Below are 17,176 nucleotides of genomic sequence, written 5' to 3' on the forward strand. Positions count from 1 at the left end.
CGGAGAAATTTCCCTTATTTGAGTTTAAACCGCTAAAATCGGGAGTTTTTCATTGAATAACGGAAAAAACTCCGCTTATTTTTTACTAAAAAAGCTCCATTTTGCAAATAACGGAAAAACTTCCGCTTATTTTTTACTCTTCCAAGGGTGTCGACCCATAATCCAGCTTTTTCGCAGAGGGGAACCCGTTCCTAATTGAATAAACCACTGCTTTTCTTGCATAACAACAAAGTTTACGAAAACAGCCAAACTTTTTGAAGCTCTTCTAGTATCAAAGCCCTTAATTTGTATTTCTCAATTTTATTTGTCGGCGTTTTTGGCAAGTCCGGAACGATACGAATGTGCTTCGGCCACATAAACTTCGGCATTTCCTTTTTCGTCCATTCTTTTAGCGCTGCTTCGCTTAATTCATGTGTTTTTGGGACAACGTAGACGACAATATCATCCTCGTCCCCTTCTTCAGCTGGAATCGGGAAGGCGGCACAAAGCTCTACTTGGTCATGATGATTGATGAAATCTTCAATTTGGAAAGTTGATATATTTTCGCCTTTATGCCTAATCACATCTTTCATCCTGTCGACAAAATAATAGAATCCATTTGCGTCTTTATAGCCTAAATCCCCGGTGTGGAACCATAAATTTTGAAAAACCTCGGCCGTCGTTGCTGGATTATTAAAGTATTCTTTCACCATGATATGCGGAAACAGTGGACGATAGGCAATTTGTCCTTTCTCCCCAATGTCACATTCCTCATCATGTTCATTGAGGATGGCCACTTCTATAAAGGGAGTCGGAGTCCCCATGAAGCCTTTCGCAAATTCCTGATTGCCTTTTGGAAAAGAAAGGTTTAAACTTTTGGCTATTTCAGCAATTTCTTCTCTTGAATATCCCTTATAAAGTTCAGGAGGAGTGCCTTGTTCCTCTCCAAGTTCATCAATAACAACATTACACCCGCCTCCTGCTTCCGTCTGCCCATATCCCGTCTGGACAAAATGAATACCAAATCGTTTCGCAAATTCATGGTGAAATTTAGGAAGCGGCTGCATTTGTACTTTTTTCAAAGTATTATTACGGTCGTTGTCAGTCGGCTCTTGTTTCATTAACCACGGTATCATGACATCGGCAAGGATGGCATTTGTCGCTCCGCTAACCTCAATACGCCTCCAAAAATCACTCGGGCTGAATTTATCCCACATTGCAACCGTGCATCCGACAAAAGCGGCATTAACAACATTCCCAAATGCTGCACCAATATGATACATCGGCATATCACTGTAAAGGACATCTTCTTGATTATTAAACGAGCGTAAGACATACGTATAAGTGTGAAGACAGCGATGGGATTGAACAACCCCTTTGGCAGGTCCAGTTGTACCAGACGTATAAATAATGTTTGCTGTATCATAAAAATGAAGGTCGATATTTGGATTTTCACAGTTTCCTGTTAGAAAATCCTGAAATGATAGACTGGGAAACTTACGGTCTAGTTCGATATTTTCATCTTGATAGTCATGCTCTTCCGCTTTTGGGTCATGGATCACAACAGGTAAAGCAGGTATATCATCTTTTATGTCAATAATAACCCCTGCCATTTGTCTTTCAGTAATAAGCATTTTCGGCTCGGTACTATTAATCTGGTATGATAGCAGGCTGCCTTTATAATTAAAGTTTATCGGACAGTATACAGCCCCAGCTTTCCAAATACCAAACATGGCAATCGTGGTGATGTAGGGATTTTTTAAAAATAGCGAAATGCGGTCCCCTTTTTGAATACCTTTGTCCATTAAATGATGGGCAAAACTGTTTGCCATTTCATTGAATACCTTATAGGTAATGGATCGATGATCTTCCCCGTAATAGATAAACGTTTTATCCCCTTTTTCTCTTGCCCATTTTTCAAGTTTTTTGATAACGGACTCTTCATCAGTCCCTAATGTTTGTTTAAACAATTCCACTCCCATTACTGCTCCTCCATCTTGTAGAATGTCCATGCCAACTTTTTGAATTCGCTTACATGTTTTCCCCGAGAAAACTACTACGTAAGGAAAAAATCGCTATGAAAGATTTGTACGTAAGGGAACGGTCTCTGGAGTTAATTCAAGAAGTACTCCATAAGCGTCTTTGGGATGCATAAAAGCTAATTCGATGTCGTCTGCTTCAAAATAGATACTATAAACTCGAAGCCCTTTTTGTCTTAACTCCGCTAGAGCTAGTTTAGGGTCTTGAAAAGTGAAACAGAGATGATGAAGGCCTTCTCCATTTTTTGCAATGTACCGTCCAATTACACTGTCTTCCGACATAGGCTCCATTAAGTAAAGACCGAATTCCCCAATTTTAATCATACAATCCAAATATAACTCTTCTTCAACCGTCCCTTTAGCTAGGATTTCTCCTCCGAATGTATTGGCAAAAAAATCGGCAGCTTTATGCATATCTTTAACGGCAATAGCAACGTAAGGAACTTTAGTCACTTTTGTATTCATTCTATTTTCCTCCTCCCATTAAATTCCGGTAAAAACCGGTTCTCTTTTTTCTTTAAACGCGCGAACTGCTTCTTCATGGTCCTTTGTTTGTGCTGCTATGGGACAGTATACTTGTTCATAGATTAAGGATGTCTTGAGATCTCTTTCTAAACTGTGGTTAAGGAGTTTCTTAGCAATTCCAAGTGCTTTCGTAGGGGCTTGAGACAACTTTTTAACTTCCTTTTCCACCACCTGATTAAATTCTTCATAACCCACTACACTGGAAATAAGACCTAAGTTATACGCTTCATGAGCATCAAGCGTTCGACCGGAGAATACTAATTCTTTTGCTTTCGCTAATCCAATTAAACGCGGGAGAAAATGGGTCCCACCCATTTCCGGTGCCAAACCAACTTTTACAAAAGCTGCTGAAAATTTTGCCTGATCAGACGCAATAATAATATCCCCCGCCAAAGCTAGACTGAATCCGGCGCCAAAGGCGTAGCCATTGACAGCAGTAATAACAGGAACTTCTAAATTGGCGATGTTGTAGAGAGCCCGACTAGCGAGTCTTAGCGCTTCCTGATTTTGCTCCTGCGTTGTGGTCTCCATTTCTTTCACGTCTCCACCCGCACAAAAAGCTCTTCCTACCCCAGTAATGACTAAAACTCTAATGTCGTTAATATCCTGAATAATGGATGCAGCCTGATCCAACTCCTTGATTAAAGCAAAATTTAATGCATTTAGACGGTTCGGTCTATTTAAAGTTAACCGGGCAATCCCGGCTTCCACATCCAAAGTAATTGTCTGGAACTTATATGCACTTGACAATCTCAACCCCACCTTTCATATATGTTTATATAGTTGTTATTTATACATTTGATTCGGAAGCCAGGTTACAATCTCAGGGAAAATAAATAATATAATCGTACCTAATGTAAATATTCCAACCATTGGCCAACACGCTTTAAACGTGTCGGAAATCTTTATGTCCGGAGCAACTCCTTTTAAAATAAACATCTGTATTCCAAAAGGCGGAGATAAATTCGCTGTTATAGCACTGATGATAAAAATAACGCCAAACCATACTAAGTCAATCCCCATGCTTTCAAAGATAGGCATGATAATAGGTGCCGTCATGAACAAAATCGGTACAGCATCAAGAGGTATACCTAGGATAAAATAGACAATGAGAACAACAATCAGAAACATCAGAGGAGATAAATTCCAACCTTCTATTAAGCCTGACAGATATTCACCCACTCTGGTTAGACTAACAATTTTTGCATAGGCTGAGGCGCCAATAACAAGCCAAAACAACATTGCACATAATCCAATTGTCATTTCAAACATATTTTTGATGTTGCTCCATGATAATTTCCGCTTGATTCCCGCACAAATTAAGGAACCTACAACTCCAACTGCAGCAGCTTCTGTCGGTGTAGCTACTCCCATGAAAATGGTGACCAAAACAGTAGCAATGACTGCTAATGGTAAAATAACACCTTTAAGTGCTACAAATTTCTCTTTCCACGTAAACCTTTCTGCCTTTGGGATAGCAGGGCCGAAGTCAGGTCGCACCCAACAAACGACTAAGCTGTATATGATGATAAGGACAGCCATCATGATTCCAGGAAGAATACCAGCCATAAACAACTGTCCAGGAGATACATCCGCAATGACAGCATAAATAATCATGACAATACTTGGGGGAATGAGAATTCCTAACCCGCTCCCTGCCAAGATTACGCCTTGTGTTAAAACATCATTATAACCGCGGCGAATCATTGAAGGACGTGCAATAGCTCCTAGTGCAGCTGTAGAAACCATTGTAGTCCCAACCATAGCAGAGAATAAGGTGGCGATGATAGTTGTTCCAACCGCTAGTCCTCCCCTGAGCCCCCCAAACCAACGGTAAAACGCTTCATACATCCCTTCTACCAAGTCGCTGTATCTTAAAATTCCGGCCATGAAGATATATAATGGTACAGCAGTAAATACAAATTGGCCTACATCACTATAGGCAGACAATACAAACCCAGTCAGACTAGTAGTTCCGCCCCATATGAAGAAGCCAACGATAATGGAAATGCCGGACATCGTAAAGGCAATGGGAATACCCATCATGATTCCGATCATCAGTGCTCCAAACATTATAAGTGCTATAACATAACCATCCACTTATTTGTCCTCCTCATATTTTCTACCTGTAATAATTAAGTAAATATCCTTATAAAAGGTTACCAATGCCTGCAGGCCGAGCAGGGTTCCTCCGAATGGGACAATAAGAAACTTAATCCATAATGATATATTTAAGCCTGATGTAGCAACCGTTCCTTGTTCAAATAATTTAAGGACATGACTCCCCCCCCACCAGACAAGGGGAATAACCGTAAGAAATATGAAAAGATGAGTGAAAAGGTCCACGATACTTTTTCCTTTGTCGGAAAACTTTTCATAGAAAATATCAACTCGAACGTGTTCATTTTTTAATTGCGAATACCCTCCGCCAACAAACGCCATCACCACCGTCAGCCAAATCGATGTGTCAAACCCGAAACTAGTAGGTTTATGAAAGAAGTAGCGGGCAAGTACATCGTAGAAAATCATGAATGATAGAAAAACAATAATCACGCCAATCACAATATACATTTTTTCATTTATATAATTGATTGATCTGATTGTTTTTCTGATTGATTTGTTGACAACCTCCATCAATGTCCTGTTTTCTTTTGCTTGGATTATTTCACTCTCAACTTTCATCCTTAACCCACCCTTCATAAAAAACTAATGTTGCATTGTGGCTAATCTTATCTGACGTTACCTAATCCTAGATAGAAGAACAACAGTCATGATGTCCAAGCTCATGGGTAGACATCATGACTGGAATGAAAACACTTCCCAGAACTTTTGCTATTGAGATACCCCATTTTCCTTACGCAGTATTTCTACGGTTTTTGCTGTGTTCTTATTCAATTTGGCATATTCATCCCAAACGGCTTGGGCGCTATCATAAAGTTTCTTCTGGAAGTCTTCAGGAAGATTGATCACTTCAATATTATATTTGTCCACTTGTGCCTGAATTGTTTTTTCCTTTTCTTTATTCGTTTCAAGAGCCTTAAGCTCCATTTCTTGAGCAACTTCCGTCATAACCTTCTGTAAATCATCTGGTAGTTTATTCCAGGCATCCATGTTGATAAATAGACCGCTTAACCCTCCATTTATGAATGCTGGTTGAACGATATACTTAACAACTTCACCATATTTCGAAGATTCTAGTTCTGTAAATGACCATGGTGTTCCATCAACGACTCCTCTTTGCAGTGCATCATACGTTTCTGCTAAAGGAATGCTGGCACCTGAGATTCCGATATTTTTATACCATGTATCAGTAGCCCACCCGGATGAACGTAACAGCAGTTTACTGAGATCTTCAAACTTCTTTATCGGTTTATTTAAAGCAAATCCATAACCACTGCCGCCAACACCATAGGCAAGAACTTTGACTCCCTTTTCTTCCAATTCTTTTTCAAATAGTTCCCCTACACCTGTTTCACGATAGAGTTCATAAGAATGTTCAAGTGATTTAGACCAATAAGGAAGACTCTGTGTCGAAGCAGTTGGAATGCTATCGCCAAAGTAAACAGGGCTGGTGAGACCAAGATCTATGGTATTGCTAGACAGCGCACTCAATATTTCTGATTGAGGGACAAGCTCATTTGAGTAGAACGGTTTGATCACAATCCGTCCGTTGCTTCTCTTTTCAACTTCCTTGATAAATTCAGGTCCTAAAAAATTTAGCCCTGCTAACGTGGTGTCTGGGTATACAGAATTTAGGTTAAATGTATAAACTTTCTTTTCATCGCTGCCATTAGGTTTACCAGAATCACTAGATGTTTTATCACTTGAGCAAGCTGCTAAAATGACGATTAAACTTAACAACATGAAACTAGCAAACAACGAAACATGCTTTTTTTCTCTTTTCACCATATTTTACCCCCTGGAATTTTTTTAAATTAAATAGATTCTATTAATCATTCCTGTATTTGATATTCTCAGGGGTCAGCTCGATTAATACCCCATGTGCATCTTTTGGATGAAGGAAAGCAAGTTCATCAGTAGCTTGACCTAAATCGAAAACACTTAGTGATCTTTCTCTTAAATCTTCTACGGCTTCTTGTAAATTTGGGAAAGAAAATGCGATATGATGAAGCCCTTCTCCGCGCTTTTTTATAAATTTGCCCACAACACTGTCTTCTTCCATTGGTTCCATTAAATAAAGATGAAAATCCCCGATTTGAATCAAAGCATCCTTATAGCCTAAAAATTCGTTGTCAGGTCCTGAATACCTAGTAATCACTTCTCCTCCAAACGTCTTTGTAAAAAAATCAGCTGCTTTGTCACGGTCCTTTACTGCAATTGCCACATAAGGCACCTTTGTTACCTTAGCTCCATTCGTTACGTTCATAGTGATTCTCCTCTCTTATTTTCCTAAGAATTTAGGCGATCTTTTATTGATAAAAGCCTGAACGCCTTCATGATAGTCATCCGAGTCAAGGACAAGGTTTTGTCCTAGTTGTTCATAGCTTAAAGCTGTCTGCAGGTCATGATTATAGCTTTTGTTCAGCAACTGTTTCATAATTCCGATGGCTTTTGTTGGGGCTAGGCTAAATTGCTTAGCCAGCTTTTCGATTTCTTGTTCAAAATCTTCACTATTTACTACCCTACTCACTATCCCCATATCACAGGCTTCTTTCGCATCTAGCATTCTTCCTGTAAACATCAGCTCCTTCGCTTTCGCTAACCCTATTAGCCGCGGCAGAAAAAAGGTGCCTCCGCCGTCAGGAATGACGCCAATTTTAATGAAAATCTGCGAGAATTTAGCCTTGTCTGATGCGATAATAATATCTCCAGCTAAAGCGAAGTTAAAACCGAGACCAACGGCATGACCATTGATTGCTGAAATGACCGGAATTTTTAAATTAGTAATATTCGTAATCACTCGATTGCCAATTTCCATTTGGTGATTCATATGGCGAATGGTTGCGTTCTCAAAACCATTAACATCGCCACCTGCACTAAACGCTCTCCCAGCTCCCGTTATGATTAATACCCGAATGGTGTCATCTTCTTTAATTCTGGTAACAGCCTTATCTAAATCTAGTAACATTGCATAATTTAGGGCATTCAGCTGCTCAGGACGGTTTAACGTAATTTTCGCGATCCCATTATTGTTTTCAAAAACAATCGTTTCGTATGTTTCTTCCGTAGACAACAATCAACCCACCTCTTTACTGCATAATCCTTAAATATTAACTTTTTGAAGCTCTTCTAAAATTAGTGCCCTTAATTTATATTTCTCAATTTTATTTGTTGGGGTTTTTGGCAAATCCGGAACGATTCGGATGTACTTCGGCCACATATACTTCGGCAATTCCCTTTTCGTCCATTCCTTTAAAGCTGCTTCATTTAATTCATTTGTTCTTGGGACAACATAGACAACAATATCATCCTCGTCCCCCTCTTCAGCTGGAATCGGAAAAGCGGCGCAAAGATCCACTAGGTGATGCTGAGTGATGAGATCTTCAATTTGATAGGATGAAATATTCTCCCCTTTATGCCTAATCAAATTTTTCATCCGGTCAACGAAATAATAGAATCCGTTTTCGTCTTTATAGCCTACATCCCCTGAATGAAACCAAAGATTTTGGAAAACTTCTGCAGTTGCTGCAGGCTTGTTAAAGTATTCTTTCATCATGATATAAGGAAAAAGAGGTCGATAAGCAAATTGTCCCGACTGCCCAATGTCACATTCCTCATCATGTTCATTTAGGATGGCTACTTCCATAAATGGAGTCGGACCTCCCAAATAACCTTTTGGAAATTTTATATTGCCTTTTGGAAAAGAAAGATTTAACCGTTTGGCTATTTCAGCAATTTCTTCTCTTGTATATCCTTTATACAGTTCAGGTGGAGTGCCTTGTTCCTCTCCAAGCTCATCAATAATGACATTACACCCACCCGCAGCTTCAGTCTGCCCGTAGCCTGTTTGTACAAAATGAATCCCAAATCGTTTGGCGAAATCATGGTGATATTCAGGCAGCGGCTGCAATATTACTTTTTTCAATGTATTGTTACGATCGTCTTCAGTCGGTTCTTCATTCAGTAACCACGGAATCATCACATCTAAAAGGATTGCATTTGTCGCTCCGCTTATTTGGATACGCTTCCAAAAATTACCTGGACTGAATTTATCCCACATCGCAACCGTGCAGCCGACAAAAGCGGCAGTGACAACATTCGCAAATGCTGCACCGACATGATACATCGGCATATCACTGTAAAGGACGTCTTCTTGATTATTAAAAGCGCGTACCAGAAATGTATAACTGTGAAGACAACGATGAGATTGTACTACCCCTTTGGAAGGACCTGTCGTACCTGATGTGTACATAATATTTGCTATATCAAAAAAATGAAGGTCAATAGACGGATTGTCACGATTGCCTGCCATAAAATCTTCAAATGATAGGCTGGGAAACTTACTATCAAGTTGGACATTCTCATCCAAATAATCATGATCTTCTTCTTTTGGGTCATGGATTATGACAGGTAAAGACGTTAATTGATCTTTTATGTCATTAATAATTGATACTTTTTTTCTTTCGGTGATAAGCATTTTTGGCTCTGTGTCATTAATCTGGTATGAAAGCAGACTGCCTTTATAATTAAAGTTAATCGGACAATAAACGGCCCCCGCTTTCCAAATGCCAAACATCGCAATCGTTGTGATAAAAGGGTTATATAAAAATAGTGAAATACGATCCCCTTTTTGAATCCCTTTATTGATTAAGCTGTTCGCGAAACTGTTAACCATTTCATTGAACACCTTATAGGTAATCGATCGTTGTGTTTCACCATAATAGACAAACGTCTTATCCCCTGTTTTCCTTGCCCATTTTTCAAGTTTTTTAATAACAGACTCTTCTTCAGTCCCTAATGTTTGTTTAAACATTTCTACACTCATTTGACCTCCTCCAAACTCTCCCATCATAAAAATAACAACTCATTGACTCCGTTTATCTCTTTTCAGTGATCTCTCCTTTTCTAACCATGATGACTTCAGAAACGACATGGTCATGAAATAACAATGCAAGTACCGTGCCAACAATGAAAACTCACAAAAAATGATGAATATTTTGAATATTATCAAAAATAGAGAAGGATTTTACATGTTATTGATGAATAATAGAATCAGATGATGAATTTTTTATCAGAGATACTTTGATGAAGGGAGAGTTTTCATTTGCTGGAATTATACAAGCAGGTATTTGAATCATCCTATGACGGCGTAGCTATTAGAGATGCCGATGGATATGGAATCGCCATCAATAAGGCTGCATGCAGAATTACTTCGTATCCAGAATCAGAATTTGTAGGAGGAAATATAAAAGATGCATTGAAAAAAGGGATAATAAACGATTCTATTACTCTAGCAGTCATAAAACATAAAAAACCCGTTACAAAAGTCATGCATATTAGAGGGTCGGATGTGTTAATTACGGGGAGCCCAATAAAAAATGAAAAAGGCCAAGTTACACATGTTGTGTTAATTATTCGCGATATCGCTGAATTGAACAAACTTAAAATTGATCAAATACTATCGCTTGCTCTTAAAATGAAACATCATCACAAAGACAACATGAAAATTCATGAAGAGATCCCGGTTTATTCTGATATTATTGCCAAAAGCCCAGAATTTCGAAAAATCCTTGCTATATGTGCAAAAATTGCCCAAGTGGATACGACGATCCTTATTCATGGTGAATCAGGGACAGGGAAAGAAGTGCTGTTAAATTTTATCCATCGGCTAAGCAAACGCGCAAATGAACCATTAATTAAGGTGAATTGTGCCGCTATCCCTCCAAATCTTCTCGAGTCAGAGCTTTTCGGCTATGAAAAGGGAGCCTTTACAGGGGCAGACAGCCGCGGAAAGCCAGGGTTATTTGAACAGGCAAACGGTGGAACCATCTTTTTAGATGAAATTGGAGACATGCCGCTTGATTTGCAGGTCAAGCTGTTAAGGGTACTGCAAGAATTTGAGATTACTAGAATTGGCGGCAGGAAAAGCATCAGAGTCAATGTACGAGTTGTCTCGGCAACGAATAAAAACCTTGAACAACTCGTAAATGAAGGGCGTTTCAGACAAGATTTATTTTATCGTTTGAATATCATTCCGATTACGATTCCGCCCTTACGTGAAAGAGTTGAAGACATTGCTCCACTTGCCTATCATTTCCTTCAAAAAACAAATAAAAAATATGGGTTAACCAAGAGATTTGGAGATGATACTATCCAATTATTCGAGGATTATAAGTGGCCGGGAAATATCCGCGAGATGGAGAATTTAATTGAGCGGTTAGTGGTGACCATTGATCATGATGATATTCAATGGTCAGATCTCCCGTTCCTTCATTCTCCGGAGAACCCCCATCAACGGACCTTGAAAAAAACGCTTCAAGATTTAGAGAAGAAAATCATTTTGGAAAAATTAAGGGAATTTAAAACAACTCGTAAAACAGCAGAAGTACTTGGAATCAGTCAATCCTCACTCGTAAAGAAGCTACAGCGGTTGAAATAGCCTTTGGCATGAAAATTGCATCCTAAATAAAACGTTAAGTCGATTTTATCAATTCTTTTATGAGGAGGCAGTGAATCATGAATACGTCAAAGGTTTATGTGCTTGGCGGATACCAAACCGATTTTTCAAGAAATTGGACGCGAGAAGGAAAAGACATTTTTGATCTATTAAAATCTAGTGTCGAGGGTGGACTGGAATCAACAAAAATTGATCCGAGTGAAGTGGAAGTTTGTCATATCGGGAATTTTGTTGGAGAGCTGGGGAGTAAGCAGGGACAGCTTGGCGGATTATTCGCTTCGATTCATCCCGCCTTCTCCGGCGTTCCGGCAAGCCGCCATGAAGCAGCCTGCGCTTCAGGCAGTATTGCCATCCTGGCAGCAGCTGCCGATATAGAGGCTGGCCGTTATGATCTAGCTTGTGTAACGGGAGTAGAATTACTGCGGAATGTATCAGGAGAACAAGCGGCAGATAATCTCGGTGTCGCCTGCTGGACAGGGCGGGAGGCAAAAGACGCCACCTATCCTTGGCCCTATTTATTTAATCGATTAATTGATGTTTATGACGAGCGCTACGGATTCCGCTACGAACACATAGCTGAAATCGCAAAAATTAATCTTGAAAATGCGAAGCGAAACCCGAACGCTCAAACAAGACAGTGGCAATTCAATGAATATAGCTTTCTGGAAAATGATGAGCATAATCATGTGATTGAAGGCCGTGTTCGCCGCCAGGATTGCGGGCAAGTAACAGACGGCGGGGCAACAATCTTTCTCTCATCCGAAAAATACGCAAAGGCGTATGCCGAGCGTCTCCAAATACCGTTCGAAAGCATCCCTGTGATCAAAGGCTGGGGGCATAAAACAGCCCCCATGCTGCTAGAAGACAAGATAAAGGAAAGTGCGGAGCAACGCTTCGTGTTTCCACATGTCCGCAAAGCCATCGAGGACATGTTTGACCGAGCAGGACTTCGCGGCGTGGATGATATTGATGCGATTGAGACACATGATTGCTTTTCCATCACCGAATATATGGCCATCGACCATTTCGGGATAACGGAACCCGGCGAAAACTGGAAGGCTATTGAATCAGGCGATATTGCCTTCAATGGTCGAATCCCCATCAATCCAAGCGGCGGATTGATCGGCTTAGGCCACCCAGTCGGTGCAACGGGAATCCGAATGGTTCTTGATGCATATAAGCAAGTCACTGGTACTGCAGGAAGCTACCAAGTAAAAGATGCAAAAAATGTCGCCACCTTAAACATCGGTGGCAGCACAACAACCACCGTCTGTTTTGTGATTGGGAGATAAAAAAAGGATTCCAGATTTCACAGTGAAGGTTCTTATGGTTTTTGCCATAAGAACCTTCACTGTGGCAGTTCATAGCCGCCTTACTCGTCATTATAATATATCATCAAATTTAGATGTCGCTTTTACAAGCTGTTTCACATAACCATCAAGCAACTCCGAAGGCTTATCTTGATAAAATCCTATCACTCCTGTTGGGCCCTAGTCAGCAGCACATATAATAGGCGAGCATGCAGGTCATCTTTCGGGAAGGACTCTTCATTGACATTCACTAAAATAACACCATCAAATTCCATTCCCTTACTATTATACGAAGCTATACCGACACAAAGCCAGGCTTCACATCTTCTTCAGGATTAATATAAACGACACTTTTTCCGATTTCAGTTGTTAAACAGTCTATTAATTTTTTGCCTTTTTCTCGTCTTTATGAATGATGGCAATCCGTTGATATTTTTTCTTCCACTTCTTAATAGTTGCCTTAATCTTTCATATTTTATTAATAGCTTCTTTAAAAAATACGTACTAGGTTTAGCCATTTTTCATATAGTTCTTTTTCATTAAGCGACCATCGATATATTACGTAAATATTTCACCTGAATGAAACTTTACTTTTACCTTTTCCCCTTATAATCCCTTAAAACTCTTAAAATTAATTCTTTAATCAACTCTTTTCCTTCCGATGCCTCTCCTATTGAAATGATATTGGGGTGTGCAGCTCTGTTTCGATACTCTCGTGTCACATTCATGATTTTTTCATACAATTCCGCATCTACAAAATGATCGTCAAAAATAGCGAAGGATAAAATCTTTAAAGTGTTGAAGAATTAGATAATCTTACCGTTCTTTCAGAATAGCTTTTGAGAACCTTACCCAATCTCAATTTATATACTTTTGGTCGAAACTTCTTAAAATCAGCTCCAAATTAGAAATAAGACATTAGATTTTGCCATTTTTAGGGGGTAATTCGGCACCAAATTAGAAATGAGTGGATTCGCTGAAATTAGGAAATCCCGCTATGGTAGAGATACCCGGGAATACAGAGGCATAAGCGCGCTTTCCTGAAAGGACCTAGCGTTGGAAAGCTTTGAACAGTTAGCAGAACAATATCAGCCAATGATTCACAAGATCATCCACTCTCTTCATCTATATACAGACCTGGAGGAATTTTACCAGCTTGGCCTCATTTCCTTATGGGAGGCCAGCCAACGATTCAATCCGGAAAAAGGGAATTTTACAAACTATGCTTATTCATATATTAGAGGCAAGCTACTTTTGGAACTCAATAAAATGGCAAAAAGCAAGGATAGAAGTTTTTGTCTAGAGGAGGAATTCTGGGAGATGACAGCTGACAGCCAGCAAGACCCCTCTTTAGAAAAAGAAATCTTGTTATCCTGTTTGGAAATGCTAACCCCAAATCAAGGGAAATGGCTTCAGTACACTCTCATTAATGGCCTATCCGTCAGGGAAATTGCCGAACTGGAAAGTGTAACGGTATCGGCTGTAAAGCAATGGCGGGAAGGAGCGCGTAGGAGATTGATGGATAACACGGTTACTTTTAAAGAAAATTTTAATTAATAGTATAAAAATTGTTCATATGTAGTTTCTGTTAAAAAAGACTGATTTCCAATTTAAAATCAGTCTTTTTTTAATCATTATAATATTAAATCACGAGGTAATCCTAGAAGGGTCTTCCGTATTTCGATTAAATCCTTAGATTCAAGCTAAAAAATTTGAAACTTTATCAATGGTGTACTGCCTTCTTTATCTATTTTCTTATACTCATCAATCATAGCTTCAAAGAGTAATTTCTTTTGCTGGGAATCGTTCATTATTTCTGTCTTCATAATAAAATCAATTTCTTTGTAAATTAGGTTCAGACCCCACGTGCGGTAAAACTTTAGCTAGTTGGGGGTCTTACCCTAAATATCCAACCTTGGTTCAGCCGCACAAGCTTGCCCCCACTCCTAAGTGAGTTACCATCTGGCGGTAAGCATTTTTCTTCTGGTGTAGAAGTCAACACCGTCTGGGCCGTTGACGTGGAGGTCTCCGTAGAAGGAGTTTTTCCAGCCTGAGAATGGGAAGAACGCCATTGGCGCCGGAACCCCGATGTTCACACCGAGCATACCGACCTGGATTTTATCTCTAAAATAACGGACATCAGCACCATTTTTCGTGAACAGGCAGGCACCGTTGCCAAAATCAGACTGATTTGTTAAATCCACAGCTTCTTCTAAACTATCAACCCGAACAATCGACAATACCGGGGCAAAGATTTCTTCCTTCCATATTTTCATTTCAGGTGTCACCTGGTCAAAGATGGTCGGCCCGATAAAATATCCATCCTGAAGATAGGCTTCGTCCTTTCGTCCATCCCTGACCAAAACGGCTCCTTCCTCAACCCCCGTCTGGATGTACGACTCTGTCCGCTCTTTATGCTGCTGGCGGATGACCGGACCTAAAAAGACCTCTTCCTTCAGCCCGTTACCTATCCGAATCTGATCGGCAGCCTCAGTCAATTTTTCAATCAGAGGTTCAGCAACTTCGCCAACAGCGACCACCACAGAGCAAGCCATACAGCGTTCGCCGGCAGACCCATAGGCGGCACTGATGATTTCTTTAACTGCTTGATCTAAATCAGCATCAGGGCTCACAATCGAATGGTTCTTGGCACCAGCTAATGCCTGCACCCTTTTGCCGTGGTTTGCTGCTGTTTTGTAGACATATTCGGCGACCGGTTGAGAGCCGACAAAAGAAATAGCAGGTATATCTTTATGCTCTAGCAATCCATTGACTACATCATGAGCACCGTGGACTATATTGAACACACCGTCTGGGAGTCCGGCCTCTTTCAGCAACTCAGCCAAGCGATTGGCTAGCAGAGGTGTCCGCTCCGACGGTTTCAGAACAAACGTATTCCCGAGTGCGATTGCTAGCGGGAACATCCAGCACGGTACCATCATCGGAAAATTAAACGGGGTAATCCCGCCGACTACTCCTACCGGGTAGCGGTACATTCCTGATTCAATGTTTGTCGCAATGTCTGGAAGCTGTTTACCCATCATAAGTGTCGGGGCACCCGCTGCGAACTCAACACACTCGATTCCGCGCTGTACCTCACCATAGGCTTCTTTGAAGCTTTTTCCGTTTTCCTTGGTTATCAAAGTCGCAAGCTCATCCCAGTGCTCAACCAATAATTGCTGGTATTTGAACATGACTCGTGCCCGTTTAGGGACTGGAGTCTCACTCCAAGAGACAAACACACGTTTGGCTACAGCGACGGCGGCATCCAAATCCTCTCTAGAGGAAAAAGGTACTTTTGCTAAAATTTCTCCTGTTGCCGGATTCGGTACTTCTTCGTATCGTTGAGTCTTCGCCTCTATCCAATTGCCGCCAATGAAATTCTTCAAAACCTTAACTGTAACGATAGACATCTAATCCTCCTCCCTAACCTTAAAAACCCCACATCATTATCACTTTAAAGCATTACTTTATTGGGGCCAAGCCTGGCCCCATTTTTCTTATTTAACCCCCATGTATTCATAGCATGTTTGATATAGGCTGATGATTTCTTCTTTTGTTGGTACTCTTGGGTTGTTTGCAGGACTTCCACTGGCTAGGGCATCTCCTGCCATTTTTTCGAGGGCTGTTTGGAATTCCTGCTCTGGAATACCCCAGCTTTTTAGGTCTGGGATATTCAGGCTCCGGCACATTTCCTTTATTCTTTGAATGACTGCATCTGCTTTTTCAGCAAAATCTAAATCAGACTCCTTATGGCCATTTTCAAAGAACAATTCGCCAATCTCCGCCAATTGTGTCGTACAAGCGTTTTTGCTGAAATCGAGAACAGCCGGAAGCAGCATCGCGTTTGATAGACCATGCGGGACATGAAAAAGCGCACCAATTGGGCGGGACATCCCATGAACCAGGGTAACGGAAGCATTCGAAAACGCCATCCCCGCCTGCAGGGAACCTAGACACATCGCTTCCTTCGCATCCAAGTCAGTGGGGTCATTATAGGCTCGCTCAAGTGAACGAACAATCAGCCCAATCGCCGATTTGGCCAATGTGTCCGTCATCGGATGAGCTTTTTTCGATAAATAGGCTTCAATGGCGTGGCAAAGGGCATCCACCCCGGTCGCCGCCACAACAGGCGGTGGAGCGGACTGTGTTAAATACGGATCCACAATGGCAACGGCCGGCATAAACACCGGGTGCTTAATCATCATTTTCACATCAGTCGATGTATTCGTAATCACCGTTACATCCGTAGCCTCTGATCCGGTGCCGGCAGTTGTAGGAAGGGCAATGTGCGTAACCCTTGGCTGTGTACAGTCCTTTTGGCCACCAATATAATCCCCAATGTAGCCGCCATTCTTCTCGAGAACCACAATCGCTTTAGCCGTGTCGATGCAGCTGCCGCCGCCGAGTGACAGAACCACGTCACACTCTTCGCTGCGGAGCATTTCAAGCGCTTCGGCTACGTACTGGTCGGTCGGCTCAGAAGCCACCCCACGATAGACGACACTTTCAACGCCTTCTGCCTTCAGAAGCTGTTGAAGTTCCGCAACATACCCATGCTTTGTCATCATTTCATCGGTCACAATCAGTGTCTTTTTCCCCGTGGCAGCCGCCTCCCTTCCAGCCTGCCGGAAAGAACCGCGTCCGTATAAAATTTTTTCCGGGGTATGAAATACTGCAAAACCTTCCATTCCATTCACCTCATTTAATTTCTCGCTCATTTAAAAATGTCCCGAGTAGATCAA

General features: G+C 41.0%; 15 protein-coding genes. 3 read left to right on the forward strand and 12 right to left on the reverse strand.

Annotated features, from left to right (window positions below):
* Positions 1–233 precede the first annotated feature (233 nt).
* The 9 genes from ACZ5B7_RS16835 to ACZ5B7_RS16875 form a co-directional block, all read right to left on the reverse strand.
* A complete protein-coding gene (locus tag ACZ5B7_RS16835) occupies positions 234–1,961 on the reverse strand; it encodes an AMP-binding protein (RefSeq protein WP_464490208.1) in 1,728 nt (575 codons plus the stop codon).
* Between the two features lie 93 nt (positions 1,962–2,054).
* A complete protein-coding gene (locus ACZ5B7_RS16840; RefSeq protein WP_464490209.1) occupies positions 2,055–2,483 on the reverse strand; it encodes a VOC family protein in 429 nt (142 codons plus the stop codon).
* An 18-nt stretch (positions 2,484–2,501) separates the two neighbouring features.
* A complete protein-coding gene (locus tag ACZ5B7_RS16845; RefSeq protein ID WP_464490210.1) occupies positions 2,502–3,293 on the reverse strand; it encodes an enoyl-CoA hydratase/isomerase family protein in 792 nt (263 codons plus the stop codon).
* A 36-nt stretch (positions 3,294–3,329) separates the two neighbouring features.
* On the reverse strand, positions 3,330–4,643 hold the full coding sequence (locus ACZ5B7_RS16850) for a TRAP transporter large permease (RefSeq protein WP_464490211.1): 1,314 nt from the start codon (positions 4,641–4,643) through the stop codon (positions 3,330–3,332).
* Positions 4,644–5,225 (reverse strand): TRAP transporter small permease subunit, encoded by a 582-nt coding sequence (locus tag ACZ5B7_RS16855; RefSeq protein WP_464490212.1) that lies wholly within the window; start codon positions 5,223–5,225, stop codon positions 4,644–4,646.
* Between the two features lie 150 nt (positions 5,226–5,375).
* Entirely contained in the window at positions 5,376–6,452 is a 1,077-nt protein-coding gene (locus ACZ5B7_RS16860) for a TRAP transporter substrate-binding protein (RefSeq protein ID WP_464490213.1), read from the reverse strand.
* A gap of 40 nt (positions 6,453–6,492) precedes the next feature.
* A complete protein-coding gene (locus tag ACZ5B7_RS16865; RefSeq protein WP_464490214.1) occupies positions 6,493–6,930 on the reverse strand; it encodes a VOC family protein in 438 nt (145 codons plus the stop codon).
* Between the two features lie 15 nt (positions 6,931–6,945).
* Complete coding sequence (locus ACZ5B7_RS16870) at positions 6,946–7,737, reverse strand: enoyl-CoA hydratase/isomerase family protein (protein ID WP_464490215.1); 792 nt, start codon at positions 7,735–7,737, stop codon at positions 6,946–6,948.
* Between the two features lie 30 nt (positions 7,738–7,767).
* A complete protein-coding gene (locus ACZ5B7_RS16875) occupies positions 7,768–9,489 on the reverse strand; it encodes an AMP-binding protein (protein WP_464490216.1) in 1,722 nt (573 codons plus the stop codon).
* A gap of 279 nt (positions 9,490–9,768) precedes the next feature.
* Here ACZ5B7_RS16875 and ACZ5B7_RS16880 point away from each other — a divergent pair, with 279 nt between their 5' ends.
* Both ACZ5B7_RS16880 and ACZ5B7_RS16885 read left to right on the forward strand, forming a co-directional pair.
* Positions 9,769–11,103: a sigma-54 interaction domain-containing protein gene (locus ACZ5B7_RS16880; RefSeq protein ID WP_464490217.1), complete on the forward strand. Its 1,335-nt coding sequence runs from the start codon at positions 9,769–9,771 to the stop codon at positions 11,101–11,103.
* 77 nt (positions 11,104–11,180) lie between these two features.
* Positions 11,181–12,413, forward strand: a complete 1,233-nt coding sequence (locus ACZ5B7_RS16885) for an acetyl-CoA acetyltransferase (protein WP_464490218.1) — start codon at positions 11,181–11,183, stop codon at positions 12,411–12,413.
* Between the two features lie 182 nt (positions 12,414–12,595).
* Here the strand turns inward: ACZ5B7_RS16885 and ACZ5B7_RS16890 are convergent, their stop codons facing one another.
* Positions 12,596–12,730 carry an ATP-binding domain-containing protein gene (locus ACZ5B7_RS16890; protein WP_464494511.1) on the reverse strand — a complete coding sequence of 45 codons (135 nt, stop codon included), beginning with the start codon at positions 12,728–12,730 and terminating at the stop codon, positions 12,596–12,598.
* Between the two features lie 757 nt (positions 12,731–13,487).
* Here ACZ5B7_RS16890 and ACZ5B7_RS16895 point away from each other — a divergent pair.
* The gene (locus tag ACZ5B7_RS16895; RefSeq protein ID WP_464490219.1) at positions 13,488–13,988 is read left to right on the forward strand and encodes a sigma-70 family RNA polymerase sigma factor; all 501 of its coding nucleotides are present in this window, start codon (positions 13,488–13,490) and stop codon (positions 13,986–13,988) included.
* Between the two features lie 398 nt (positions 13,989–14,386).
* On the opposite strand, the gene ACZ5B7_RS16900 is transcribed toward ACZ5B7_RS16895, so the two are convergent.
* Both ACZ5B7_RS16900 and ACZ5B7_RS16905 read right to left on the reverse strand, forming a co-directional pair.
* Complete coding sequence (locus ACZ5B7_RS16900; protein WP_464490220.1) at positions 14,387–15,844, reverse strand: CoA-acylating methylmalonate-semialdehyde dehydrogenase; 1,458 nt, start codon at positions 15,842–15,844, stop codon at positions 14,387–14,389.
* Positions 15,845–15,931: 87 nt separating this feature from the next.
* Positions 15,932–17,122 carry an iron-containing alcohol dehydrogenase gene (locus ACZ5B7_RS16905; RefSeq protein WP_464494512.1) on the reverse strand — a complete coding sequence of 397 codons (1,191 nt, stop codon included), beginning with the start codon at positions 17,120–17,122 and terminating at the stop codon, positions 15,932–15,934.
* Between the last annotated feature and the right edge of the window lie 54 nt (positions 17,123–17,176).

The organism is Neobacillus sp. S1115 (assembly GCF_055385565.1).